Annotated in this window: 28 protein-coding genes and 1 riboswitch; of the genes, 8 read left to right on the plus strand and 20 right to left on the minus strand. The window is 37.8% G+C overall.

Going from position 1 to position 26,757, the window contains the following annotated elements; genetic code table 11:
* Positions 1–78: 78 nt before the first annotated feature.
* The 12 genes from mcrC to DAHG_RS03885 form a co-directional block, all read right to left on the minus strand.
* A complete protein-coding gene (gene mcrC, locus DAHG_RS03835; RefSeq protein ID WP_022937003.1) occupies positions 79–1,101 on the minus strand; it encodes a 5-methylcytosine-specific restriction endonuclease system specificity protein McrC in 1,023 nt (340 codons plus the stop codon).
* Positions 1,098–1,856, minus strand: a complete 759-nt coding sequence (locus DAHG_RS21715) for an AAA family ATPase (protein WP_205408100.1) — start codon at positions 1,854–1,856, stop codon at positions 1,098–1,100. Before DAHG_RS21715 ends, mcrC begins: the two co-directional genes overlap by 4 nt.
* Complete coding sequence (locus tag DAHG_RS18710; protein ID WP_022937005.1) at positions 1,790–3,271, minus strand: hypothetical protein; 1,482 nt, start codon at positions 3,269–3,271, stop codon at positions 1,790–1,792. The genes DAHG_RS21715 and DAHG_RS18710 overlap by 67 nt, the downstream gene beginning before the upstream one ends.
* Before the next feature lie 133 nt (positions 3,272–3,404).
* Positions 3,405–4,733, minus strand: coding sequence for an RsmB/NOP family class I SAM-dependent RNA methyltransferase (locus DAHG_RS03845; RefSeq protein ID WP_022937006.1), 1,329 nt, complete (start codon positions 4,731–4,733; stop codon positions 3,405–3,407).
* Position 4,734: 1 nt separating this feature from the next.
* Complete coding sequence (locus DAHG_RS03850) at positions 4,735–6,072, minus strand: MATE family efflux transporter (protein WP_022937007.1); 1,338 nt, start codon at positions 6,070–6,072, stop codon at positions 4,735–4,737.
* A gap of 11 nt (positions 6,073–6,083) precedes the next feature.
* On the minus strand, positions 6,084–7,025 hold the full coding sequence (locus DAHG_RS03855; protein WP_022937008.1) for a TIGR03943 family putative permease subunit: 942 nt from the start codon (positions 7,023–7,025) through the stop codon (positions 6,084–6,086).
* Between the two features lie 2 nt (positions 7,026–7,027).
* The gene (locus DAHG_RS03860; RefSeq protein ID WP_022937009.1) at positions 7,028–8,095 is read right to left on the minus strand and encodes a CobW family GTP-binding protein; all 1,068 of its coding nucleotides are present in this window, start codon (positions 8,093–8,095) and stop codon (positions 7,028–7,030) included.
* A gap of 64 nt (positions 8,096–8,159) precedes the next feature.
* On the minus strand, positions 8,160–9,023 hold the full coding sequence (locus tag DAHG_RS03865) for an aminoglycoside 6-adenylyltransferase (protein WP_022937010.1): 864 nt from the start codon (positions 9,021–9,023) through the stop codon (positions 8,160–8,162).
* Between the two features lie 90 nt (positions 9,024–9,113).
* Positions 9,114–10,076: an outer membrane protein assembly factor BamD gene (locus tag DAHG_RS03870; protein ID WP_022937011.1), complete on the minus strand. Its 963-nt coding sequence runs from the start codon at positions 10,074–10,076 to the stop codon at positions 9,114–9,116.
* Between the two features lie 152 nt (positions 10,077–10,228).
* A complete protein-coding gene (locus tag DAHG_RS03875; RefSeq protein ID WP_022937012.1) occupies positions 10,229–10,804 on the minus strand; it encodes a PduL/EutD family phosphate acyltransferase in 576 nt (191 codons plus the stop codon).
* Between the two features lie 312 nt (positions 10,805–11,116).
* On the minus strand, positions 11,117–12,313 hold the full coding sequence (locus DAHG_RS03880) for a sensor histidine kinase (protein ID WP_022937013.1): 1,197 nt from the start codon (positions 12,311–12,313) through the stop codon (positions 11,117–11,119).
* Positions 12,314–12,390: 77 nt separating this feature from the next.
* Positions 12,391–13,134, minus strand: a complete 744-nt coding sequence (locus DAHG_RS03885; protein ID WP_022937014.1) for a LytR/AlgR family response regulator transcription factor — start codon at positions 13,132–13,134, stop codon at positions 12,391–12,393.
* A 1,068-nt stretch (positions 13,135–14,202) separates the two neighbouring features.
* Between DAHG_RS03885 and DAHG_RS03900 the strand changes: the two genes are divergently transcribed.
* The gene (locus DAHG_RS03900; RefSeq protein WP_022937017.1) at positions 14,203–15,408 is read left to right on the plus strand and encodes a hypothetical protein; all 1,206 of its coding nucleotides are present in this window, start codon (positions 14,203–14,205) and stop codon (positions 15,406–15,408) included.
* Positions 15,409–15,524: 116 nt separating this feature from the next.
* Here DAHG_RS03900 and lpdA read toward each other — a convergent pair whose 3' ends face one another.
* From lpdA to DAHG_RS18715, 7 genes are all read right to left on the minus strand, one after another.
* Positions 15,525–16,859, minus strand: a complete 1,335-nt coding sequence (gene lpdA / locus DAHG_RS03905; protein WP_022937018.1) for a dihydrolipoyl dehydrogenase — start codon at positions 16,857–16,859, stop codon at positions 15,525–15,527.
* A gap of 1 nt (position 16,860) precedes the next feature.
* Positions 16,861–17,838, minus strand: coding sequence for a lipoate--protein ligase (locus tag DAHG_RS03910; RefSeq protein ID WP_022937019.1), 978 nt, complete (start codon positions 17,836–17,838; stop codon positions 16,861–16,863).
* Complete coding sequence (gene gcvPB / locus DAHG_RS03915) at positions 17,828–19,264, minus strand: aminomethyl-transferring glycine dehydrogenase subunit GcvPB (RefSeq protein WP_022937020.1); 1,437 nt, start codon at positions 19,262–19,264, stop codon at positions 17,828–17,830. Before gcvPB ends, DAHG_RS03910 begins: the two co-directional genes overlap by 11 nt.
* Positions 19,248–20,576: an aminomethyl-transferring glycine dehydrogenase subunit GcvPA gene (gcvPA, locus tag DAHG_RS03920; protein ID WP_022937021.1), complete on the minus strand. Its 1,329-nt coding sequence runs from the start codon at positions 20,574–20,576 to the stop codon at positions 19,248–19,250. The genes gcvPB and gcvPA overlap by 17 nt, the downstream gene beginning before the upstream one ends.
* A 7-nt stretch (positions 20,577–20,583) precedes the next feature.
* A complete protein-coding gene (gene gcvH, locus DAHG_RS03925) occupies positions 20,584–20,967 on the minus strand; it encodes a glycine cleavage system protein GcvH (RefSeq protein WP_022937022.1) in 384 nt (127 codons plus the stop codon).
* A gap of 22 nt (positions 20,968–20,989) precedes the next feature.
* Complete coding sequence (gene gcvT / locus DAHG_RS03930) at positions 20,990–22,063, minus strand: glycine cleavage system aminomethyltransferase GcvT (RefSeq protein ID WP_022937023.1); 1,074 nt, start codon at positions 22,061–22,063, stop codon at positions 20,990–20,992.
* 122 nt (positions 22,064–22,185) lie between these two features.
* A riboswitch (glycine riboswitch) is annotated at positions 22,186–22,266 on the minus strand.
* Positions 22,267–22,347: 81 nt separating this feature from the next.
* Positions 22,348–22,824, minus strand: coding sequence for a signal peptidase II (locus DAHG_RS18715; RefSeq protein WP_022937024.1), 477 nt, complete (start codon positions 22,822–22,824; stop codon positions 22,348–22,350).
* 169 nt (positions 22,825–22,993) lie between these two features.
* Between DAHG_RS18715 and DAHG_RS22215 the strand changes: the two genes are divergently transcribed.
* From DAHG_RS22215 to DAHG_RS18725, 7 genes are all read left to right on the plus strand, one after another.
* Positions 22,994–23,149 (plus strand): type II toxin-antitoxin system HicB family antitoxin, encoded by a 156-nt coding sequence (locus DAHG_RS22215; protein WP_261797461.1) that lies wholly within the window; start codon positions 22,994–22,996, stop codon positions 23,147–23,149.
* A 6-nt stretch (positions 23,150–23,155) separates the two neighbouring features.
* A complete protein-coding gene (locus DAHG_RS22220) occupies positions 23,156–23,278 on the plus strand; it encodes a type II toxin-antitoxin system HicB family antitoxin (RefSeq protein WP_261797457.1) in 123 nt (40 codons plus the stop codon).
* A 285-nt stretch (positions 23,279–23,563) separates the two neighbouring features.
* Entirely contained in the window at positions 23,564–23,869 is a 306-nt protein-coding gene (locus DAHG_RS03945; protein WP_022937026.1) for an ArsR/SmtB family transcription factor, read from the plus strand.
* Positions 23,870–23,944: 75 nt separating this feature from the next.
* Complete coding sequence (locus DAHG_RS03950; RefSeq protein ID WP_022937027.1) at positions 23,945–24,958, plus strand: permease; 1,014 nt, start codon at positions 23,945–23,947, stop codon at positions 24,956–24,958.
* 19 nt (positions 24,959–24,977) lie between these two features.
* Positions 24,978–25,304 (plus strand): thioredoxin family protein, encoded by a 327-nt coding sequence (locus DAHG_RS03955; protein WP_022937028.1) that lies wholly within the window; start codon positions 24,978–24,980, stop codon positions 25,302–25,304.
* Between the two features lie 2 nt (positions 25,305–25,306).
* Positions 25,307–25,714 (plus strand): arsenate reductase ArsC, encoded by a 408-nt coding sequence (locus DAHG_RS03960; protein ID WP_022937029.1) that lies wholly within the window; start codon positions 25,307–25,309, stop codon positions 25,712–25,714.
* Positions 25,715–25,895: 181 nt separating this feature from the next.
* Positions 25,896–26,066 carry a hypothetical protein gene (locus DAHG_RS18725; protein ID WP_022937030.1) on the plus strand — a complete coding sequence of 57 codons (171 nt, stop codon included), beginning with the start codon at positions 25,896–25,898 and terminating at the stop codon, positions 26,064–26,066.
* 61 nt (positions 26,067–26,127) lie between these two features.
* Here DAHG_RS18725 and DAHG_RS03970 read toward each other — a convergent pair whose 3' ends face one another.
* On the minus strand, positions 26,128–26,712 hold the full coding sequence (locus DAHG_RS03970; protein WP_022937031.1) for a TetR/AcrR family transcriptional regulator: 585 nt from the start codon (positions 26,710–26,712) through the stop codon (positions 26,128–26,130).
* Between the last annotated feature and the right edge of the window lie 45 nt (positions 26,713–26,757).

The following is a 26,757-nucleotide window of genomic DNA, read 5'->3' on the forward strand; positions in this document are numbered from 1 at the left end:
CCTATATATATAAAAAGCTTCAAATTATCTTTGAAACCTTTACTTATATATCATCAGCTTTAGAACATCTTATGTTGATCAATTCCCCATGAAGTTATCTGCTATTTCATTTAAATGAAAAGCAATTTCAGAAAACGCACAATTCAAGTTCAAAGTTTTTACGCTAATGTTATTGCCACTCATCATGTAAGTATTATCTGGCAATATTTTTTCGTCAGTCTGAGCATACAAAAGCATGCCTGATACTTCTCCTCCACACACTGCTTTGTTTTTAACATAAGTAAAAATCTGATAGAGATTATTTGAATGAAGCGTGTAAACACCATACTGTTGTTGCATTATATGTCCATAATATTTAGCATCAATAATGAGTGTTTTATTGCCATAATTCAACATAATATCAGACTGCATAATTGGCAACATGGCACTCATGCCATCATCTAAAGCCCACCCTATTTGTGATGCAGTTGTTTTGATTTGAGGATAATGTCTTCGATAATATTCAAGTATAAATTTTTCATATAATCGACACATTCTTTGTTCATCTAAAAATTGCATCAATTTCATAGAGCCGTCAGCTGTTGTCTGCAATAACCCTTTAATAATAAGGTAACAAACAAACATCAGCATTTGATAGCTACAATTATTTCGATTATATTGAAACCTCCAATTAATACTATAAACATCAATTGTTTTAACATCTTTAAAATAAAAAAGTAAATTCCGCAATTCCTTTTTCCTTGCTTTGGTTATATCATATCGTAGAAGCAGTTCCATTGTTGCTTTCAGCACACGATTCATATATGAATCTACTGAAAAATCATCATAAGTACATACAAGCTGTTGCTTTATAATTGTTTGCTGCTTAATAGACTCAGCTATATTCATTTTACCACGCAGACTACTTAGAGGTGTTGTTTTTTCAATATATATCTGACCAAGTCCACGTTTTATTTGAATTGATACGCCTTTAACAATAATTGCAGATAATAGTTCCGCAGTATTTTCAAATTCTTCAGTTGCAAAACTTGCATATCCCTTTTCCTGTAAAATTTGAAATGCATATGCAAGCATATGGTAAATATTTTGAACACAAATCATCGAATTGCCTCATGCATAACATACTCCCAATCACTAACTTTGCTTGGCTCATCAAACCAATATTCATTCAAGAGTGGAATAATTTCATATGTAATTACAGCATTCAGCCACATATCATCAATCTCTTTTTCTGTACAAAAATAGCTATGACCAATGCGGAACCCTTTGCCTAGCGATTCATCATTTTCAATAGACATATTTAATTTTTCAATAATCGCAATAAGACTGTCAAATTTTTTATTGTTTTTTTCCTGTCGGTACTGGAGAAAACCATCAGTTTGAAATGCTGGAGAAAGCTCAAAAAAAGCAAACCGCCGTCTCAGAGCATAATCTAACATTGCAAGACTTCTGTCTGCAGTATTCATCATACCAATAATATAAATGTTCTTTGGCACAGAAAATTGTTCATCAGAATAAAGAAGCTGTAAAGTCGCTCCTCGCTTATCGCTCTCAATAAGCATAAAGAGTTCACCAAAAATCTTGCTTATATTACCTCTGTTAATTTCATCGATAATAAAATAATAATCGTTTTCAGGATCTTTCTCTGCTTTCTTGCAAAAGTTGTAAAAAGGCCCTTTCCTTAGTTCAAAACCCGTAGATGCAGGTCTAAATCCCATAATAAAATCTTCATAGCTATAGCTTTGATGAAATTGTACCATCATCACTCTATTCGGATCTTTAACACCCATCATTGAATAAGCAAGTCGCTTAGCAGCATAAGTTTTTCCAACACCTGGCGCTCCCTGCAGAATAATATTTTTTTATTAATGAGAAGATTGGTAAGAATATCGTAATTAGCCTTGTTCATATAAACTTCACTAAGAAAATTTTCTGTAGTATAAATCGGGCATTCAATATCAATTTCTTCAATAGCTTCATCATCAAACAATTCTGAAATTGCTTTGACATAGTCAGTATATGGAGTAATATCGGTTAATACTTTAGTTATTGCATTACCAGGATGTTCCCACTCCCCCTTATGAGTCCATATTACCTTTCGAATATTGGGATATTCGGAACAGAGATCTGGCGCATAAGTATAATCTGAGGTAACTACCCCTCTGCCAATTATAGTTTTTTTACCTTTCTTCGCAAAAATAACATCTCCTGGTTTAATGTCATGAATAAATTGCCAAGTTTCCAATGAAGCACTTTTGAAACTGGTTGCTTCCACTGTGGGATCTGGATTCTCCAAAAAATATTTTTGCATAGCTTTCTGCATTTCAGTTCTTGAAGCATACAAATTTAAATCACCGATATATCCTCTTGCAATTCCAATGATTCCCTGTTCATAAAATTCATCCCATTTCTCAGCTCCATAACCAGGTGTAAATACCCAATAGTGAATCGTATGAACGTCTTTATCTCCGATTGCTTCTCCAGCATTAGGCCGAGTATTTTCAAGAATTGTTATCCGCTTTTCTTCGTTAACTTGTTCAGAAACAATCCACGCATAATAGGATAGTTCTGGAAAATTCTGATAACGATAATTACCTTTTTCAAGAGCAGTATGGCTTTTACTTATAATGTTTAGATATTCTTCACCATTGGGAACCTTTTCTAAAGCACCAATACTTTTAATATAATTTTCAGGCATATTTTCCGGATTACATATATACCAGCGATTACGAGAATCTAAATTAATGAATTCATATGGACGTATCCAATACAGTGCCATTGTTAAATTCCATTTAACACCTTTCTGCTTTAATGCCGCATCATAAGCAAGTATAAATGCCTTTTTGCTACTTTCAGAATGTGTGTCTGCATATTCTAACGCAGAAATAAAAACTCGCCATAAATTCTCGATATCATCTTCTTGACGATCTCCAATGAAATAATAAAAGGTTGCCGCCATATTATTTAAGACAGGAATGCCATCAAAAGCGTCCGGAATAGGTACATCTATTGAAAATTCCTGCGCGAAACCATGTAAAATTGATATTCTATTCGCATCAGTTATACCTTTGTTAAAAAGCCCAAATATTGTAAATGGGTCAATATCAATGATATTATTATTTGCTTCTAATTTGGGTAAACGTATATTGATAGAAGCATAAATAGTTTTGATCTTTTCTATCAAGATTTTTCTATCATCTTTGTATGGCACGAGTTTATCAGCCAATTTCATGTAAAAATCCACCCAACCAAGATACGTTTTCGTTTCCATATTATACCCTCTCTAGTTATTAATTACTTGTTCGTAAATAGCTATTTAGCTAGCCTAAAATAAATCACATTGATATGCACTTTATCCCTTACCATTCCAACTGCACATGCTCATTCACATACAATCAACTTTATTAAAAGCTGTTTACCCGCAGACCTTTGGGAAATTTATTCTTTAGAATGCGGCCGTCACCTTTCGCAAAGCCAATGCCTACCCCTTGATAGAGGATTGCCGTATAGCCTTTCAGCTCAGCGTTTATTACATCACCATGCAGATAAGTCTTGATTTCATCCGGCTTTAATTCATAGCTTTGTTTAAAATAAGGCTGATTGACACTGGCCAGATAGAAGGCATGATGCGGTTCAAAACGATTCTTGATGATTTCTCCGCATTCAATTCCCTGCCTTAAGATACGAATCTTATCCAGCTTAATAAAAGGTGCAGCGCGGCCATACACCTTGCCTTGCTGTTCATAAAAATGCAAAGGCGCACAGCCTTGTTTATTCATAAAATCCTGTACGGCTTCATTCAGCTTTAATGCTTTTATTTCTTTAATCGGCGAAAGTTCCTGTTCACCGTGCTTGACCATTTTCGCAATGAAATGACCTTCACCCTGATCCATTGGGAAAATTCTTCTGACATAGGCTTCATTAATACCATACCCGCTTAACCCAGCCCGGCCAAATTTTACATTACAGTCAACAAGCTCCATATCCTTATGGGCTGCCAAGAATTTTTGAATCACTAATTCATTTTCTTCAGGCGCGTAGGTACATGTCGAATATACAAGTACACCCTCCTGTTTCAATGCCTGATAAGCACTGTCAAGAATATGCAGCTGACGGCTTTGACATGCCTTTACATGTTCAATCGACCAATCCTCTAAAGCTTTGGCATTCTTTTTAAACATGCCCTCACCGCTGCATGGCGCATCAACTAAAACCTTATCAAACCAGCCCTTAACCTGTTCACATAAAGCTGCCGGTGAAGCATTGCTTACCATCATTTCACTGACCCCGCAGCGTTCCATATTGGATAATAAAATATTAGCACGGCTGTTTTCTATTTCATTACTCAGTAAAAAACCGGTATTATTCAGCCTTGCAGCAATTTGCGTACTCTTGCCACCCGGTGCAGCGCATAAATCAAGCACCCAATCATTTTCCTGCGGATCAAGGACACTGACAGCACTGGCTGCCGAAGGCTCCTGAAGATAAATCATGCCGCTTAAATGAGATGGATGGTTGCCTACCCCGCTGACAGCCGCATCAAGATAGAAAGAATCTTTAGCAAAGGGTGTTGGTTTCAGCGCATATAAATCCAGCTTCTGAAATTCATCGATGCCGATTTTTAATGTATTGATACGCAGTCCCCGATACGGCGGCTGCTGTAAAGTTTCCAGATACAGCGCGTACTCATCGTTCAGCATTTCCTTCATCCGGTCTAAAAAATCCTGTTTCATCCTAAACCTCCTGCAGCCAATGTCCTTTTTTATAATAGATAAAAATAATCAGCGCGCTTGAAAACCAAGTTACGACATAACCAGAAAATACCACATAAATATCTTGATATACCGGCATTAACGTTATGATCCAAGTCATCCGCATGATACACCAAGTCGCAATCATGATCACCATCGGCACCATGGTCTTACCGGCACCGCGCAAAGTACCGCTTAACGCATGAGAAACAGCCAGGAAGATATATCCCGGCGCAACAGAGCGCAGCATATACGTGCCATAATAAATGACATCCTCCTCATTGGAGAATACTCTTAAGAAATTTGGCGCAAATAAGAGCAGAATGCCAGAAATAACAACCGCTGTACCGCAGCACATCAAAAGCCCGATCTTCGCGCCTTTATTGACTCGTTCATATTCATTAGCCCCCATATTCTGACCAATAAACGTTGTCATCGCCATGGAGAAGCTCATGATCGGCAGAATCGCAAAGCCGTCGATCTTCGTATACGAGCCGCAGCCTGCCATAGCCGATGGGCCGAAACTGTTGATATTGCTTTGGACAATAACATTAGAAAAAGAGATTACCGCGTTTTGTAAACCGCTTGGCAGACCAATTTTAATAATCTGCTTCAGACTGCTTGAATCAAAACGAATCTCTCTAAACACCAACCGATACGCCTCATCAGTCCTCGAAAGTACAATTAAGATCAGTATACCGCTTAATGCCTGTGAAATCGTAGTAGCCCAGGCAACCCCCGCAACACCCATCTGCAAAGCAATAACAAAAACCAAGTCTAAAATAATATTCGTTAATGCACTGGCAATCAAAAAATAGAGCGGTGTTTTAGAATCACCGATGGCTCTCAAAATTCCGCTGCCGATATTATAGATAACAACACCTAAAATACCTGCGAAATAAATTCTCAGATATAATTTTGAGCCATCCATGACCTCTGGCGGTGTACCTACCCATGTTAAGATCAGCGGTGTTAATAAAATTCCGACAACCATTAAGATCAGACCGCCGACAATCGCTAAAGCAATTGAAGTATGCACAGCCTTATGCAAACGATCCTTATCCTGAGCGCCGAATGACTGTGAAATAATAACACTGGCACCTACGGATAAGCCCATAAAAAAGCTGACCAGCAGATTAATAATCGGATTGCTGGAACCTACTGCCGCCAATGCGTTGCTGCCAATCGTCTGCCCTACCACGATGGAGTCAACGGTATTATATAATTGCTGGAACAAATTGCCCAGCAGCAAAGGGAGCGAAAACCATAGTATCTGTTTCCAGATAACGCCCTTTGTCATCAATCCCTTTTCATTTTCCATATTCCCTCCACTTATGAGAAACTAACTATTTCATCTTTCATCGGGCGGCAGCGTTCATAGCTCTCTTCAATCAAGAACGGTACATTAGCACCATATTCCTCATCAAAGATTACTTCAATTTTCGCGCTCAGCGTTAGCCAGTCACCGTCAACCATCTGTTCAGCATGATCACTCTTTACCATCAAGCCAATCAGCTGCATATCCTCAGCACAGCAAACCATAGCTAAACGGCCAATGACATAAATATCCTCATCATCCTCAGGCCGGCGCATTACCTTACCCTTAAAGCGTATGGTTTTCCCTTTATACTTGCCTGGATTCTCTAAAGCATCCATATACCACAAACCATAATCATCATCCTCTAAATCAATAAAATCAGCCTTTACATCAAAAGGCAATTCATCATCCTTCAGATCATTGATTGAGCCGTCACTCATTTCATAGATCAGCTGGGCTGACTTATTGATGGCCTTGATATTACTGCGCAGAAATGACTTTTTCATTTCCGGCTCACAGCGGTTAAAAATCACAACCTCACTGGCAAAGATCTGATCATACATCAAAGAGCGCATATTGCTCATATAAGAAGTAAACGTCTGCGCGTCAATGGTAGTCAGAATTTGTACCAACAACCAATCCAGCGGCATATCCATTTCTAAGAATTGATTGACAGACCACATACCGTTGAATTCAATCATAACCCGGTCCGGTTCATAACGGCGGTCAAATTCTACTAACAAATCGGAACATAAGTCCTGCTCATTCTCCACGGTGACTAAGGTAGTACGTGTTTGTTTAAGCATTCGCTCTTCATATTCCTCAATCCCTTCCTCACAGCGAATCAACAAGGTTTTTTCACCATCGTTAAAGCCTTCATCCAGCAAGGTATTGCTGATCAGCGTAGTTTTGCCGCTTTCTAAAAAGCCAGTAAATAGATAAACAGGTACTGCCATGCTTATACCAGCCTAAAGAGCTGCTTAACCGCCTCTTTATCAATATGTGTACCAATAACACACAGCTTGCCGATAACATCCTTACTGCCCTTGCGGATTTCTGCCTCATGAGGAACTAAGTCAAAATAATACCAATCCTCTTCACCGGCAACCATTCCCTTAGCCCGTAAGATATTTTCATTTTCACATAACTCATCAAGAATTGCTTTAAGCTCTGCTTCCGTATATACATGAGCTGTTTCAATACCCCAGCTTTCAAATACATCATCCGCGTGATGGTGTCCATGTTCGTGATGATCATGGTGATCATGACCGCAGCTGCATTCATGGTCGTGATGATGTTCCTCATGTTCATGATGATGCTCATGCTCTTCATGATGATGCTCATGGTGATGATCTTCACATTCATGCTCATGATCATGAATATGTCCGCATTGCGGACAAGCTGTTTCCGCGATTAATTCTTTAAGCATTTGATTGCCGTTTTCCATGACATTAAGAATCTGGGCACCGCTCAATTCATCCCACGGTGTGCTGACTAATGATGCTTCACTGTTTTCTTCCTGAATCAGCTTGATCACCTCATCTAATTTTTCATGACTCAGCTTCTGAGCACGGCTGATCAAAATTGTTTTCGCATAATGCAGCTGATCATTATAAAACTCACCAAAATTCTTTTTATACATTTTAACCTTAGTTCCGTCTACTACCGTAACTACACCGTTAATTACTAAACGTTCATCCTTTACATTTTCCACAGCCCGCAAAACATCTGACAGCTTGCCGACACCCGATGGCTCAATTAAAATCCGGTCAGGCTCAAACTGTTCCAGAACCTTCTTTAAAGCTTCTTCAAAATCACCTACTAAGGAGCAGCAGATACATCCCGAATTCATTTCAGTGATTTCCACACCTGCTTCCTTTAAAAAACCGCCATCAATGCCGATTTCACCAAACTCGTTTTCAATCAGCACACATTTTTCACCTTGCATCGCTTCTTTTAAAAGCTTGCGGATCACCGTTGTCTTACCGGCACCGAGAAATCCAGAAAATAAATCAACTTTAGTCATTTTCATCCTTCTTTCTACTCAATGAAATTAGTATAACACTGAACGATTGACTCATGCAAATGCTTCAATCGAAGGTTTGGGCATCAGCCGCAAATTTTTGAACCTTTTTCAAATAGCTCATGCAGTTTATGGCTTCAGCTTCATTATAATTAAAGCATAAAGCATCGCTCACTTCTTTTGCGACAGCATCACCAAGCTCACACATCTTAAATATAGCTGCCCAGACAGCTGTTTTTTCAGGCCGCGCATAAGTATCTAAGAAACGCTGATAAATATCGTCAGGCAGATATTTTTTCATATATTTACCCGCTTTGCCTGCGCTGATTGAAAAATCATAATCAATGCCGATTTCCCAAATCAACAATCGTTTCAGCATAGGCCGAATATTAAAATCAAGCATATCCATGACATATGGCATTTCATCGCGCCACAGCCCTTTTGCGGCATTATCGAAGCACCACCAGAATTCATTGCAAGTACATAAAAATTCTTCTTCAGTGGGTTTTTGAATCCAGTACATTTCATCACTTAACTGTTCTGTCTGAGGGAAGTATCCATCCTTATCAACCAATACACGATATAAATCCATTCGATTTTGAACACTTGCTATCAGTGAGACATGAAGATCCAGCCTGCTGCCGTCAGCAAACTGGATCAGCCAGCCATAGCTTTGATCTACATCGGATGGGTAATAAACATTTTCTTCCGGAAGCTGCATAAACAATCGTTCGCCAAAGCGGTCGATCCATGTTTTATCTTCACGAAACGATTTTGTTTCATTTACTATATAGACCACATCATAATCCTGAAACATATCGGCAGGTACCTTGGGATTCACCCTAGACCCTTCCAGATATGCGGCGCGTATCCGCGGATCTTCAATAGCGGTTTGCGTGATAAGCGTCAGCATGTCCTGTTCATTGCGCATAAAACCCCTTCTTTCCTAAGTAATTATTATATTAAACCTTCCGCCCCATTTATATGAAAAGAAGCATTCCTAAGAATACTTCCTTCATCATTATTCACTCTTATTTGCTTGGGATAAACCATAATTGGTTTCACAATCCATCGCGCTGTCATAGAAATCTTTAACCGTTGTTCTAAGACTTAAATAACCGCCGCTGGCCGTGATACGATTACTGATAATATTCAAATCAGCCAGCCGTTTACTGCTTGCTGTTTCAAAATCAACACCTAGTTTCATGGTGATGCCCTCATCATCACGCGTTGCCTGCACATTAACGCCCGGGAACTGGAAAGGTGCTAAATAAGCCTGAAGTTCATCATCGCTCATATCAATTAATTGAGCAGTTTCAACCATGCCTAATATTTCATCCCCTTTAGCAAATATTTCAAAGGCATCATATTTATTTGAGCAGGTTGTCATTGTACTATAAATATAGTAATAAAAGCCGCCATTCAGCAAATCAAAGAATTCACGGTTGGTATTCGTATCCATAACATTCTCACCGTCGCGGTTGCCGACATAAACCGTCATTTCCTTTTCGACAGGTTCAGCAGTCTCTATTGCCTTCAGCATCCATGCCGGCATATTTTTAAAACTGTCATCGTTATTTGCTACCTCAGAAGCAATTGCTTCACTCATCGCAGTTAAGATATTGCCGGAAATGTCTTTCGTTTGAATTTTAACACTGACTTCGCCCCAACGTTCTTTTCCCTCTACTGCCTTGGCTGTAAACGTGAAATCTTTTGTCAGTTCATGAACCCGTTTAAAAACTTCTTCCATGCCATTGCCGTTGCCCTCCGTCAATACACTAAAGAATGTATGCAGCTTATTATCATCAGAAATGAATGGCTTGATTGCTTCATAATCGCCATTTTGATAAGCCTGAAGAAAAGTATTCACTACTTCTTCATCGGATAATTCTTCTTTTTGGGGAACCAATGCACAGCCGCTGATGCTCAGACATAAAAACAGTGTCATCATCATGATAACAATTCTTTTCATTTTAATGATCATATACTTCTCCTTTTCACAAGATAAAGCGTAATATGCTTCATCAATCCCTTTGACAATATTATAGCATGCTAATTTATATTGTATAGTCTGACAAAGGCCATTATAAAGTCGAAATTAGACATAAAAACAGCTGTCAGGGCAGCTGTTGATAACTATTCTAAAATTAAACCTGTTGTATCACCATTTATATTAGCAGCATTACCTTCATCGGTATCTAAATGAACAGCCGGCCGATATTTCTCACTTACCCGCACAACAACATCACCAAACACTAAAGAACGCTCCTCACTTGTAAGCTTTACATTAACAATTTCACCATCTGACTTATTTAATTTCTTTGCCGTTTCAGGATCTAAATGCACATGCCTTTTTGCTACCATTAATCCTTGTTCTAAAGTAACACTGCCGCATGGCCCCTCAATAATGATAGATTCTGTACCTTCAATATCCCCTGATAATCTGATTGGAGCATCAGCACCTAATGTTCTTGCATCTGTTTTTGAAACTTCAACCTGATTTAGATTACGGCAAGGCCCTAATATACTGACATTCATAATATTCTTCTTTTTGCCGATCAAGTTAACTTTCTTATCACTTACAAATTGACCCGGCTGAGACAATGCCTTTTTAAATCCTAATACCGCATCATCACCAAATAATATTCTAAACGTCTCTTCAGTTACATGCACATGTCTCGCGGATATTTCCACTAAAATTTCATTATCCATGTTTTTACCTCGTTTCTTTATAAAAAGTATAACACACAAATGTTTATATCAAATTAGATTTTATATGCTATTTTAAGTGTTGTTAATTTTATCTTCATAATTTAAAGTTGTATTTTCTATTCTATTTTTTATGTTTTTTTCAATCAATGATTTATAGATCAAAATTTACTTTTTTTAACTATATTACTGAAAATAAGTTCACCACTTAGTGAGATTTTTAATACCCTAATTTATAAATTTCTTTTTAGCTTTCTACAATAATATGGTTTTGTATAAGAAGAATTAAGACATAATTTGATAACTACTTCATGTTTATTCCTCTTTTGGTAAACATATTTGTGCAGTGAATATGTTGTTTTCGATATGATTATCATATAACCCTTCATACCTATCAACAACTTCTTGAATATTTTGTATACCATAACCGACATGATGTGGTTTCGTAGATAAAAAGCTGTCGTTGCTTGTTTTTAGTTGATGACAATAAGTGTTGGATAAACGAATGACTATCATACAATTCTTGGAAAAGATTGCAAGTTCAATTTTTGGTTCGTCACAAAGCTTGGCAGCATCGAGTGCATTTGAAAATAAATTAGAAAAGATGGTAATTAATTCTGTATCCGGTATCTTTCCAAAAGTTATTCGTGTGTCAATTGAATAACTGAAATTAACATTAACTTCTTTACACTCACCAATAAAATGTGTAATTAGTATTTTTAAAGCTTTATTGCCAACTGAAACAGTGTCAAAATCTAATGATTGAAATAATTGTTTCGAGTAATTCTTAGCACTATCAATTTCATTGTTTTGATATAGTTGTTCTAAAATATGAATATGTTTTTTAATATCATGATTTATTTTCATTTGTTGTTCATATTGCTTAATTTTCTCAGCATTATACTCATTGCTTAATTGCTGCTGCAATTTCAAGAGTTCTAAATTATGCTTTAGCTGTACATTTTGATTTTTTCTTTCAATAGCAAAAACACAATATATACTAAATAAAGAGATAACTATACAAATAAAAATCATTTCATATAAAAATGAAGAAGGTAAATCCTTTCTGATGAAACGTGAAATATTAAGGATTTCCAAAAAGCTAACAATTAATATAATGTATTCAAAAACATGCTTTATTTGCGACCCCTTTTTACTTTTTGAAAGCAGCATCTGCAGAGGGTTATAAGCAATTATCATCAATATCGTGCTACATAAAACGGATATGTAATATAGATGTTGTATATCTATATCCAAAGTAACAAAAACTATTTGTAAAAAAAAGCCAATACATGTTTCCAAAATTAATAATAAAATAAATAGTAGTAACGTTAATTTATAGATACCCACCCCTTTATAGAGCAGTGTTGTTAAAATAAGATAGAAAATAAAAGACCATAAATAATTCAAATAAGTATTCGCAAAAAAATTAATTCCAACATTGATTAAAACACATATACCAAAATAAGCCAAATAGTTACCATTGTGTTTTTTTTCAAAATTTAAACTCATAAAATTCTCAAAAATAAAGCAGGTCGTCGAGCAAGAAATCAATAATACAATGAATTTAATTGATAATTCCATGATTACTAAAAGTTTTCTCTGATAAATTCATTAAATTGTTTTCTAACGCCAGATGCTCTTTTTTGAGATAAAGGTATTACAACATTATTAGTCATTATGATTTCATTATGTCTGAAAATTTTTATATAATTCATATTAACAATAAATGATTTATGTGGAATAATAAATATATCATTAGAAAGCTCGTTGTAAATATGACTTATTTTTTCTTTTACGATATAGGTTGCATTATTGGTATAAATTTTAACTACACGATTAAATAAATCTTTCAATTTATCAAAATACTCTAAATAAATAATCTCATTATGTGTTAATATTACTCTTCCTGTTGTAGTTTGAAAAGTAGATTTATGAACTTTTACCGGTTCAAAATATGTGTACTTATAAACATCATCAAGTAATTTAAATAATTTTAATTTCGAAATTGGCTTGCATATGTAGTCAAAAGCATGTACCTCATATGATTCAAAAATATAATCAGAATAATCAGTGATAAAACAGATAAAACAAGCCTGATTGACATTCTTGATTTTTCTAGCAATTTCGATACCATTGTAAACAGGCATATCAATATCTAGAAGGATAAGATTCAATTCAAGATAATTGGATTCTAAAAACAGCATTGTATTTGTGTATTCTTCAATCTTAGCACTGTAAGAATGATTTTGAAGATAGAGCTTACATAATTTAGAAATTTCCTTTACTTGCATTGGATCATCATCAACAATAGCAATATTAAATTTATCCATATAAATCACTCCCCCCTTTTGCTTCATTATAAATGATACGTCTTGTCGGTTCAACAAAGTAACACAATGTCTACATATAAACGCTTAGTGTATTTGTATAGGTGAATCTATTCATTAATAATGATAATATAAAATAATTTGATGCAAATGATACTTTAAGTATGATTTGTTATCTTTGAAGTTAAATTGTATAGAAATCATGATAAATAATCTACACTTTAGTTGTACACCAAACTGACTTGTAGAATGGAGTGTGAAAATGTCAATGAATAAGAAAATCATTATCAAAAATTACCGACAATTGACACTAGATTATGTTTTGCTTTACTCATTCCTAATAATAAACAATATATTAAGCTACTATGCCATCTTGCCATTAAGTATCAGCTTGTTGATCCTAATCTTAACCCTTTATTTTCATCATAAGTTGGTTAAGAAAGACTATGCTGATGATGCTAGTAAGATAAGATTTAAATATAAGTTAATAATTTGTGTGATTTTTATATTGTTTCTAAATACATGTTGGTTTGTCGATGTTTTCATTAAATTTTTAATAAATAGTATTGGTTCATAAAAGCGGATGCAGTTGATACTTTGAGTATCATTTATTATCTTTGAAGTTGAATTGTATAGAAATGATGATAAATAGTCTACACTTTAGTTGTACAACAAATTGACTTGTGGAATGGAGTGTAAAAATGTCAATGAATAAAAAAATTCTCATCAAAAATTACCAACAGCTAGGACTGGACTATGCTTTGCTATTTTCATTTCTAACACTAAACAATATTGTAAGCTATCATGGCATCATACCGCTAAGTGTTAGCGTATTAATCTTAGTATTAACCTTTTTTCTTCATCATAAGTTTGTTAAGAAAGAGATTGAGGTTGATAGCGGAACATTAAAATTTTACCTATTTATTTTCATTTTCATTACGCTTTTCGTTAAAACTTGCTGGTTCTTCGATATATTTATTGAATTTATAAAGAATAGTATTAGTTTGTAAAGTATTAAAGCAAGTTAATTCAGTCTCTATATGCAGTTAAAATCAAAAGGGGAAATTATCAATGAGAAAAACTGAACCAGTGTTGCTTTGCCTTTTGCTTATGTCTGGGTGTGCATATGAAAAAGTTGACGAACCTTCAGTTCCTGTGCAGCCTTTAGTTCCTGTACAAGAAGAAACCAATCCGTATCAACATCAGAAATTAATGCAAATATCTGAGGAATATAAATATTTACCTACCAAAGTAGCTGATAAAGAAGAATTGTGTAAGGGATTGCCTTTTGATGATTATTTATCCATTCAATATGCAGAAAATGGCAAAGTCTATTATATCGTGCATGACCCTATTAGCGATAACCGGCAAGTTTTATTATGCGCATATGATATTGAACAAAAACAAGTTGAGATATTAGAACAATGGTCAATTGGTAATCTTTATATTTCATCATTTGCATATATCAATGATACTCTTGTATACTGTACGATAAATTCTTATGATGATTTATTAGCGGAATACATAATATTTATTAAAGAAGGCGATGAAGTAAAAGAAATTGACAACGGAAAATTGCTTACCTACTACCTCAACAGCAGCCCTATACTAACCAAGGTCGGCAAACACCTTTATTACGGCACCATGCTTCACGATATTGATGAAGATGGAATTGGAAAAGTAGGCTTTAAATTTGTGAAAATAAATAACGGAACCGCTGAAACGTTAATTTTAAAAGATTTTTCATTTTCTTACTATGAATATGATAACAACCATTTTGAAAGGTATCGTTACTTGATTTTTAGTAATAATCAAGTTGCCGCATTAGCATGGGATGATGATAAATCTTATGCATATTTATATGATGATATCAAAAAGGATTTTAAGGTCATTGAAATTCTAGGTATGCAAGACTTTATGGGCTTTTTAAACAACGATTTATTATTTTCGAAAGTGTTTGACGGCATGAGTTACCCTTCCACAGCACTGCCCTATTCTTTATATGATATTAATACGGATAGAATCAGAGAGGTCGGCTGGGATAACTATCAATATGTTTCTTTTCTTAACGATAATGAGCTTCTTTGTTACAATGAATCATCTGAGTATTGGGTTATTTCACAAAGTGAAAATGGAAACGTAGAAGCCACTGAAGTAGAGTTTAAATGGGATATGAAGATGCCACATATTGGTAAGGGTTATGCTTTGAATGATAACCAATTTCTTATAACTACTTCTGAAGAAGTGTGGCTATGCAGCAAAACTTCAATTGAATAAAATGTTGTGATAAGAAATAACTGTCTTACAAATTAAAATAAGGAAGTTTTAAAATCATTGAATTTTCTAATCAATGAAATTAAGCCTTCCTTTATAATTGCAATACACAAACTATTCTATCTTTTCTTCTGCATCGCCGCTGAGGCAATCGCCTCACTAAATGTAGGATGCGGGTGAATGACTGATGCCAGCTGATCAACAGTAAGTCCTGCACTGATAGCTAATGTCAGCTCACTAATCATATCACTGGCCCGCTCGCAGAATAAATGAGCGCCTAAGAGTCTGCCGCTTTCTTCATCAACAATCAGCTTCACAAAACCGCTTTCCTGCTGTGACAAGACAGATTTGCCATTTGCGGACATCAGCGCTTTCATCGCAATGGCCGAAATACCTTTGCTCTTTGCCATCTCTAAGGTTAGTCCAACACTGGCAATTTCCGGTTTGGTATAGACACATGACGGTACCAATGTCAGATCAACCTTTGGTGATTCATGCAGAATATGTTCAAGCACTTTTTTACCCTGAGCTACTGCCGCATGAGCCAGCATCATTTCCTTGTTTACATCGCCAATCGCATAGATCGACGGCACTGAGGTTTGATAATACTCATTGACTGTCAGCCGGCCATTCATGACCTCAAGATCGACATTGGTCCATAGTGAATCAACATTTGCCTGTCTGCCAACCGCAGCCAAAATAGCATCACATTCAATAGTATGCTCACATTCTTTTTCAAAATAAGTGATTTTAAGCCCCGGTTCAATACCGGCTACCTTCGCTGCCGTATGAATATCAATGCCCCGTTTATTCATCAGCATTTTCAGTTTCAACGCGATTTCCTTATCCATGGCTGGCAGCAGCTGATCCTGTGCTTCAATAACACTGACCTTTGAACCCATCGCATGATAGATAGAGGCAAATTCCATACCGATAACGCCGCCGCCAATAATCACTAAGTGTCTGATCGGCTGATCATATTCAAGCAATTCATCGCTGGTCATAACATTTTTCAGCCGCGGAATGAAGGAAGGCATCGATGGCCGTGAACCAGAAGCTAAAATAATATGCTCTGCCTCTAAAATTTCACCATTGACCGCTACCTGATGAGCACCGACAATCTGCGCATTGCCATGAATCAGCTCAACTTTGGCTTTTTTCAGCTGAAGTTCAATGCCTGATCTAAGCTTTTCAATCACTTCATTTTTATAAGCCTGAAGCTGTTTCAAATCAAGCTGCGGCCGATTGCCTGAAAGGCCCAGCTTTGCATATTCCTCTGTATTCAAAAATTCGGAAGCGTGCAGCAGGGTTTTGGTTGGAATACAGCCCCGATTCAGGCATGTCCCGCCTAACTCACGCTTTTCTATCAATTTAGTTTTTAATCCCTTCTCAGCAGCCAGGATCGCCGTTTCATAACCACCCGGCCCAGCGCCGATGATAATCACATCATTCATTTTAATCCCTCCAGAAAGAATCATGAATCAATTCCTTCACCTCATCCGCAGCTGCATGAATCGGCACCGCCGAGCACATATCCGCCTCTGTATAACGGCAGCCAAGCAGCTGCTTCTTTAATGCCAGTATAAAATCCTGATCCATCGCGTCTGAATAACAGTTTAAGCTTTGTATCAAGCCTTTATCAACATGCAGCTGCAAATCAACAGAGCCCCAGCTAAAACGTCTTTTAAGCTGATGATCAAACTGAATGCTGCGGCCATACAGCCAATCCCAAGACGCGAATTGTGCTTTCAATTCATCAAGCCGCTGCTGATCCAACTGCTTAGGTTCGATTAACGAATATCCGCCATATACATCCATATAGGCTTCTACCAGTTTTTCTTTCAGCTTTTCAACCGTTAAGGATGGCTGAAACTCACATAAATTCACGACTCTTGAACGCACCGAAGCAACTCCTTTTGACTGCAGTTTTTCTTCAGATACATTCAGATAGCGTGACAGATCATCCATATTAGCATTCACCAACAGAGTTCCGTGATGGTAGCATTGCTGATGCTTCTTGTAATATGCGTTGCCACTGAATTTACGATTTTCCACGGTTAAATCATTGCGGCCATTTTTTTCACCATGAATTCCCAGCTTCGCCAATGCCTTTAAAATCACAGAAAGCTGTTTATCTACATCATACACCGACTCATGAACAAGAAAAGTAAAGTTTAAATTGCCTAAATCCTGAAAGACTGCACCACCGCCTGAATAACGCCGTGCCACATGTCCCTCTTCCTTATTCAGCTGCTCTACCTTCAGTTCCTGCCAAGCATTTTGATTTCGGCCGATAACCACAGTGCGCTGATTCTGCCAAAGATATAAAATACACTCATTCTCTTTAACGGTTTCCAACAGCAAGGCTTCTAAGCCTAAATTATAATAAGGATCGAAGCTATCGCTGAAACAGAGTGAACATTTATTCATCATCAGGCCAAATATAGCGCAGATGCGGCTCACGGGCTGCTTTCACTTCATCAAGCCGTCTGACTGGTGTCAAAAGCGGTGCCTGATGAACATTTTCCGGATTAGCCATCGCGTCTGCCATGATTTTCTTAAATACATCGACGGCGCGATCCAGCGTTTCTAAGGTTTCAGTTTCTGTCGGCTCAATCATCAATGCTTCATGAACAATCAGCGGAAAATACATCGTAGGCGGATGAATGCCATAATCCAGCAATGCCTTCGCAATATCCATCGCTGATACATTGCAGTCATGCTTTTCCTTATTTAAACTGATGACAAACTCATGCATACAAGTCTGATCATAAGCAAGGTCATAAGTATCCTTAAGCTGATGCATCATATAATTAGCATTTAATACCGCATTTTGTGCTGTTTCACGAATTCCTTCACTGCCCAGTGTCAGCAAATAGGCCCATGTTTTCACAACAACTAGGAAATTGCCATAAAACGCTTTGATAGCCCCAACACTCTGTTTTGGCTGATGCCATGCATACCCCTCTTCAGTAAGACATGGCAGTACACCCGGCAGATAGTCCGCGAGAAATTGCTTGCATCCGCATGGGCCGCTGCCCGGTCCGCCGCCGCCATGAGGGGTTGAGAATGTCTTATGCAGATTCAGATGGATAACATCAAAGCCCATATCGCCTGGCCGTGCTATACCCATGATTGCATTCAGATTGGCGCCGTCATAGTAATTTAAACCGCCGGCATCATGAATAATCTGCGTAATTTCAAGAATATGCTTATCAAATAAACCCACCGTATTCGGATTAGTCAGCATTAAACCAGCGGTATCCTCACCGACTGCCTGACGCAATGCATCAAGATCTACACAGCCGTCTTCTTTAGAAGCAATCGTGACAACCTTAAAGCCCGCCATACTTGCACTTGCCGGATTAGTGCCGTGAGCCGAATCAGGAATAATAATTTTATTACGTTTTAAGTCATTGCGCATTTCATGATATTTCTTAATCAGCAGCAAGCCGCAGAATTCGCCATGCGCACCGGCCGCGGGTTGAAATGTCATCGCGTCCATACCAGTAATCGTACAAAGTGCTTTTTCCGTCTGCTTCATCAATTCCAGACAGCCCTGCACACTTTCAAGATCCTGCAGCGGATGAATTTCAGTAAAACCGCCAAGACTTGCCAGGGCATCATTAATTTTAGGATTATACTTCATCGTACACGAGCCAAGCGGATAGAAGCCATCATTGACGCCATGTGTCTGCTTTGCTAATTCGGTATAATGACGGCTGATTTCGTTTTCACACAAAACCGGAAGATGCAGCTTCTGCTTGCGTTTAAGTGATAACTCCGTCCTCTCAACATCGCATTTAGGAAGATAAGTGCTTTGTTTCTGCTGATTTTCATAATCAAAGAGTAAACGCATGATTCAGCACCTCCTTCACCGTCTCTGCGCATTGATCCATTTCTTCCTTGGTATTCATTTCCGTAGCGCACCATAGCAGATCAAATTCATTCAGCGGTAAACCGCCCAAAATGCCTTTTTCCTTTAATGCCTTTAAAAGTATCGTACATGGAATTGGTGAACGCAGTACAAATTCATGACAGAATTCCTGCGGATAAACACGTTCAAGACCACTATTCACCAACTGTTTCATCAGATAATGAGCTTTAGAAATACACTGACCGGCAGCTTCCTGCATACCAGAAGCACCCATCGCTGCCATATAAACAGCCGCGTTCAACGCGCAATATGCTTGATTGGAACAAATATTACTGGATGCTTTTTCACGCCGGATATGCTGTTCACGAGCCTGCAGTGTTAACACATAAGCCCGTTTACCCTCGACATCCACCGTTTCACCGACAATTCGTCCCGGCAGCTTGCGGCCCATGGCTTCAACCGTACTCATAAATCCAAGATATGGCCCGCCAAAAGCCAAAGACATACCCAAAGGCTGTCCTTCACCAACTGCAATATCAGCACCGCATTCTCTTGGTGTCGGCAAGATGGAAAGCATGATTGGATTACAGCTCATAATACTCTTAGCACCCGCCTGATGAGCAAGCGCTGATATCTCTTCACAAGGTTCTAAATGACCATAATAATTGGGCTGCTGAATCAAAACACAGGCACATGCTTCATCTAGCAAGTTTGACAATGCCGCTAAATCAGTAATGCCGTCACGTTCTGGAATTACCACAACCTCACGATCTTTGCCCCAGCAATAAGTTTTAACCGCTGCCAGTGTCTGCGGATGAATCGCTGCGGAAACAACTACTTTCTGACGTTTACGCTCACAGCACATACCCACTGCCTCAGCTGCCGCGCTGGCGCCATCATAAACAGAAGCATTGCTGACATCCATACCGGTCAGTTCACAGATCATTGTCTGATACTCAAAGATTGACTGCAGAATCCCTTGACTGATTTCAGCCTGATAAGGCGTATAAGCAGTAATGAACTCCTCTTTGCTGATTACATTCTTAACAATTGCCGGAATATAATGACGATAAGCACCAGCACCTCTAAAAATTGTTGGATATACCGTATTTTTAGCAGCTAACGCAGTAATCAAGCGCTGAACCTCTAATTCACTGAGACCTTCAGGCAGATCGAGGTGATCCAGCTTGACAGAATCAGGAATAACTGAAAACAATTCATCATAGCTTGCCATGCCGATTGCTTCAAGCATCGCCTTTTGCTGCTGTGCTGTATTAGGTACATAATTACCCATAAAACGCCTATGCCTCCAACTCAGTTAGATATTCCTGATAAGCGGTTGCATCCAATAATGTTTCAGGCTTAACATCACCCTCCACTTTAACAAACCAAGCGCCGTATGGATCTTCATTAATTTTCTGCGGTGCGTCTAAAAGCTCCTCATTAATTTCTAAAACCTTACCGTTAATAGGTGCAAATACATCAGAAACGGCTTTTACTGATTCTACATCCGCAAACATTTCACCGACAATTAAATCATCGCCGACTTCCGGCAGATTTACAAAAACCAGATCGCCTAATTCATTTTGGGCATAATCACTTAATCCGATTAAAGCAGTGCCATCCTCAAGCAATTGAATCCATTCATGTGATTTTGTGTAAAAATAATTTTCAATAACCTTCATTGTTAGTTCCTCCTTGGACTTGTTATTTTTTATAAAAAGGCAGACGGACAATTTCCGCTTCTACACGGCGTCCCCTTACCTCAACTTCCACTTTTGTACCCATTTCTTTATATTCCTTATCAATCAATGCCATAGCAATTGCGGCATTTAAGGTCGGCGACATGGTTCCAGATGTTGTAACCCCAATCTTTTGATCTTCTTTATACACCGGCATGGCTTCCCGTACAATACCGCGGCCAATAACCTTTAAGCCCACTCTTGTCCGTTTAACCGTCTGTGTCAGCAAAGCCTCTTTGCCGATGAAAGCTGCTTTATTTAATTTAACCGCAAACTTTAAATTAGTTTCTAATGGGGTAATCTCATCATTCATCTCATGCCCATATAATGGCATCGCCGCTTCCAGCCGCAGTGTATCACGAGCTCCCAAGCCACATGGCAGCAAACCATCTGCTTGCCCTTCTTGCATCAGCATTTCCCATAAAGCTGCCGCATCCTTATTCGCCAGATAAATCTCAAAACCATCTTCACCCGTATATCCTGTCCGTGATACCAGCGCCTTCAGCCCGCCGACATCCACATTAGCTTTAAAGCTATAATACTTATCCGGCAACTCTGTGCATAACCGGCTCAAAATGGCCTCCGCCTTTGGCCCCTGTAATGCCAGCTGAGCAATATCTCCTGATAAATCCTTAAATTCCACATTACCATGCTGATGGGCCTTCATCCATGCATAATCCTTATCCTTATTCGATGCATTAACAACGATAAAATAAGCTTCATCATTCAGCTTATAAACAATCAAATCATCAACGACACCGCCCTGTTCATTACACATCGGTGAATATCGGCAGCTGCCGGCTTCCATTTCTGTGAAATCATTGCTCAGCAGATAATTGATATTAAGCAAAGCATCTTTACCGCTGCAAACTATTTCTCCCATATGGGATACATCAAATAAACCGCATTGTTCTCTGACCGCTTTATGCTCTGCCAGAATGCCATGCTCATACTGCACCGGCATCAAATAACCGGCAAAAGGAACCATCTTACCTTTAATGCTTAAATGTGTTTCATATAACGGAGTTTTTAATTCCATAGCTCACCTTTCCGCTCCAACAAAAAAAGACACATAGAAAAACTATGCATCTCTGTCTTTTTACCTGAAAGATTTCCTTCCTTAGAAGTTGCTTCGTCGGTGTTTTTATCTTTCCAGAGTTTCGTCTGGATATGGTCCTTTTGCCTGAGAGTTTATTTGCAACTGCCCCTTCGGCGCCCTACGGTCTCTCCCATATCCTTCATCCGATATGTTGGTTAGCTTCTTTTCTAGTATAATCTTACCATGATGAAGATATGCGGTCAACCAAAATTGAAAGCGTTTTCTTAACGTTTGCAGCGTTCGTGATACATACTTAAAAATACAAAAATCAACACCGCCAAGCTTAAGTAGCAATCCTTTAAATCAAAGGTGAAAAATAAAGGAATCTGGATAAAATCAAGACTGCCGCCCCAAAATAATTTGTCAATTAATGAACAAATACTGCCAGCCATTAAAAGTACAAATACAATTGTTGCCCACGGCTCGTATTTATTCAATGTCTGTTTATAATGATAAAAACTTACCAGTACGATTATGATGACGATGATATTGAGGATATTCGCGACCCATGGATTGCTGAGAAAGGTGAAATAATTGCCGCCCCACGATAAATTCACATTGATAATCGGACGAAAACGCAGCAAGTTGTTGATGATGGTAAACGTAGAGTTAAACCAGTAGCGGTCAATAAATAATTTAATGCATTGATCAATCAGTACCAGCAGGCTGATTGATAAGCCATAACGACAAACCTTTCGCATTTAACTCCCCCTTTTATTATGTATTAATTATTTTAACATAAATAGCGATAAAAGGAAAATCTATGGTGGCTGATGATGGTATTCATTGAACCAGCTAATAAATCAATAGCTGATAGAATGACTTAAATCAGCTGATTGAAATTTAATTTTTCCCTATAGTCAAATAATTATCGACGCTGATTTACCTGGATGTATTACCTGTGGTGATACTGTGCAAGATGCTATAATCAATGCTCAAGATGCTAAGAAAGCATGGCTTGAAGCTGCGTTGGAAGAAGGAATAGAAATTTATGAACCAGATTCACTTGAAGATTATTCAGGATAGTTTAAATTGCGTATACCGCGCAGTTTGCATAAATCACTTGCAGAACATTCTAAGAAAGAAGGCATAAGTATGAATCAATATTGTTTGTATCTGCTTACCAAAAATGACGCTTTTTTCACATCAAAATAAGAATATAATAATCAGAATGTAAAAGCAGTTAATCTGCTGTTATTTATAAAATTTAGATTACACAGAAAGGATTCAAGGAATGTTAAAATGAATCCTTTTTTATTCTTAGAATGATCATTCACATTGACCAGTGCTTTATGAAGCTTTCAAGAACTACGTTTATTTTTGTATATAATTCGATCTATATGCCTTTTCACATCAATTATTTTTGATATGTCATTGACAAAGCTTTTAATATCAGTTATGATTCTTATATCAAAATTATTTGATATGAGGAGTGATAAAATGACTGATTATTCAAGTGACGCCAAAATATTTAAAGCACTCTGTGATGAAAAACGGCTGGCTATTATAAATCATTTAAAAAGCGGTGAAAAGTGCGCATGTGTTTTAATTCAGGCCATGAACATTGGACAATCGGCTTTATCCTATCATATGAAAATACTTTGTGACTCTGGTATTGTAACCAGCAGACAAGACGGCAAATGGACTCATTACAGTCTTAGTCAAGCTGGCAGTGAGTATGCCGCAAAGCGTCTTATGGAGCTGACAATGCCTGAATCAAAAACATATTTAAAATGCGGTGAATAGAGGTCATCTTCGGATGGCTTTTATAAAACTAATATATATCAAAATATTTTGATATGAAGGAAGGAAGTGATTATTTTGGAAACAATCAAAACTATCTGGCTGTTTTTTCAAGATCAGCTATTAGGCATGAAATGGTTAAACAACTTGCTCGGTGATGTTTTATCAGCAATGGGATTGGATATCAACAGTCAAATAGGCGGCAGTGTGCAGTTCTTTATCTATGATGTGATTAAGATTACCGTCTTATTATGCCTGTTAATCTTCTTTATCTCTTATATCCAGAGTTATTTTCCACCGGAAAGAAGTAAGAAAATACTCGGTAAATTTCATGGCATTAAGGCAAATATCCTATCTGCCCTGCTAGGTACCGTTACACCCTTTTGTTCATGTTCATCAATTCCCTTGTTTATTGGCTTTACAAGCGCAGGATTGCCATTAGGCGTTACCTTTTCATTTCTTATATCTTCGCCAATGGTTGATTTAGGAAGTCTTGTCTTACTGATGAGCATTTTTGGCGTAAAGATTGCGATTGCCTACGTCCTTATCGGCTTGGTCATTGCGGTAGTTGGCGGTACCTTGATTGAAAAGATGCGCATGGAAAAGTACGTCGAGGATTTTGTATACCATGCTAGTAATGTAGACATTAGTTCACCGGCGCTTACCAAAAAGGAGCGGGTGCAATATGCCAAAGAACAGGTTGCGGAAACATTTAAAAAGGTATTTCCTTATATATTAGTAGGTGTAGGTATTGGCGCTATTATCCATAACTGGATACCAGAGAGCTGGATTGAAACCGTTTTGGGAAGCAATAACCCCTTGGGTGTTGTATTAGCTGCACTGGTGGGTATCCCGATGTATGCCGATATTTTCGGTACGATACCAGTGGCGGAGGCATTGCTTGCCAAAGGCGCGCAGTTAGGTACAATTTTGGCATTTATGATGGCGGTAACAACATTAAGCCTGCCATCAATAATTATGCTCAAGAAAGCCGTAAAGCCTAAACTATTAACTTTATTTATCGTGATTTGCACGTTAGGCATTATTGCTGTTGGTTATCTATTTAATCTGTTTCATGGGTTCTTAATTTAATAAATCGGAGGTAGTTAAAATGAAATTATTTAAAAAGAAAGAAGAAGAAAAAACTTGCTGTAATTGTAATGTTGATGCTATTGCGGAGGCGGAGAAGCTGAAATCGGATAAGGGTATTAAAATCTTAGGCTCTGGCTGCGCAAAATGCCAAGCCTTAGAGAAAGCTGTCCGTACAGCGGTTGAAGAATTAGCGTTGGATTATTCGATTGATCACATTACTGATTTTGCGCAAATTGCCAGCTATGGGGTTATGTCCACACCAGCTATAGTAGTTGATGGCAAAGTCGTAGCCTATGGCAAAGTATTATCCGTAACAGAAGTAAAAGATATTTTAAAAGGTATTTAGGAATGGAACATTTACCAAAGGCAGCATTTATTTGTGTGCATAATTCCTGCCGCAGTCAAATCGCTGAAGCACTTGGCAAACAGCTGGCTGCTGATGCTTTTGAAAGTTACTCTGCCGGTACAGAAACCAAGCCGCAGATCAATCAGGATGCAGTACGTCTGATGAAAGAAAGATATCAGATTGATATGGAGGCAACTCAATATTCAAAGCTCATCGAAGAACTGCCGCCTATCGATATTGTTATTACTATGGGATGCAATGTTGAATGTCCTGCTATTCCATGCAAATATCAGGAAGATTGGGGACTTGATGATCCAACAGATAAAAATGATGAAGAATTTAATAAAGTGATTGATACAATCTATGAGAAAATTGTGGCATTAGCCGCAAAATGCAGTCAACTCATATAAAGTGTGTAATTTAGCCCATTCATTAATGGGCTTTTATATAGAAAAAAGGCCGCTATCAGTAACCTTCAGCATCTTACTTGCAGCAGCTGATTGATAGATAAGATAACGGAATGATTAAAGAATTTACCGGTATTTGCAGATGCGGTAAATTCTTTTTGCTGTTTACTATATTTAAGAGATATTGGAGAATGATGTTGATGCCAGTCATATCATCGAGATTGCCATAAACGGCATTGAGAATGAGGAATTAAGAGATTCCAAGGTGTGCTTCAAGTTTATTAATTATCTGCTTCTTGATGAAGTACAGTTCATGCTGCGATTTGTGGAAGTATTAAACAGCTTGCTGCTCTGAATTCCAATGTTCACTTAAATTTTATGTGCATATGCACATTTTAATGGAGTGAAAACCCAATCTAATTATTGCTTCTTCTGCATAATGTAAGTATCTCCTTAATCATAACCTCACCCAAATTGAAATCCCCTTCCTGCATGCAGTAACAGAAATAGTTAGCGATAATCATTTTTAATACGATCCACGCCAATTCATCAGCGGGTATATCCTTGCGGATGCTGCCGTCTTTTTGACCGGCGCTGACAACCTTTTTCAATACCTGATAGTTAATGCTGTTTTTATCCGGCATTGTATCCGCGCGGTGATAGAGATAGATTCGGAAAATTTCACGCAGCCATTCGACATCATTGCCATTCAGCAATTCATTCTGCATCTCAAGATAGACCTCAAGGTTAGCCAAGCCAGTTTCACGATTCAGCCTCGGCGCAATTTCTTCACGGGTATGCAGTGAGCTTTTCATTGACTGCTGGACAATGATATCATCCTTGGAATTAAAATGCTTATAATAAGAACCAATCGAAATATCCGCCTTCTGACAAATCTCTCTGATTGTGATTGAATCATAATTCTTTTCTTTTACCAATTCAGTAATTGCCTGATGAATTTTTCGGTAAGTTTCTTTTTTCTGTTCATCTCGGATACCCATAAAATCACTCCTATCCTTAGAAGTAAAAGCTGCCGATGCCGACAG

Source organism: Dielma fastidiosa, assembly GCF_000313565.1.
GTDB lineage: Bacteria > Bacillota_I > Bacilli_A > Erysipelotrichales > Erysipelotrichaceae > Dielma > Dielma fastidiosa.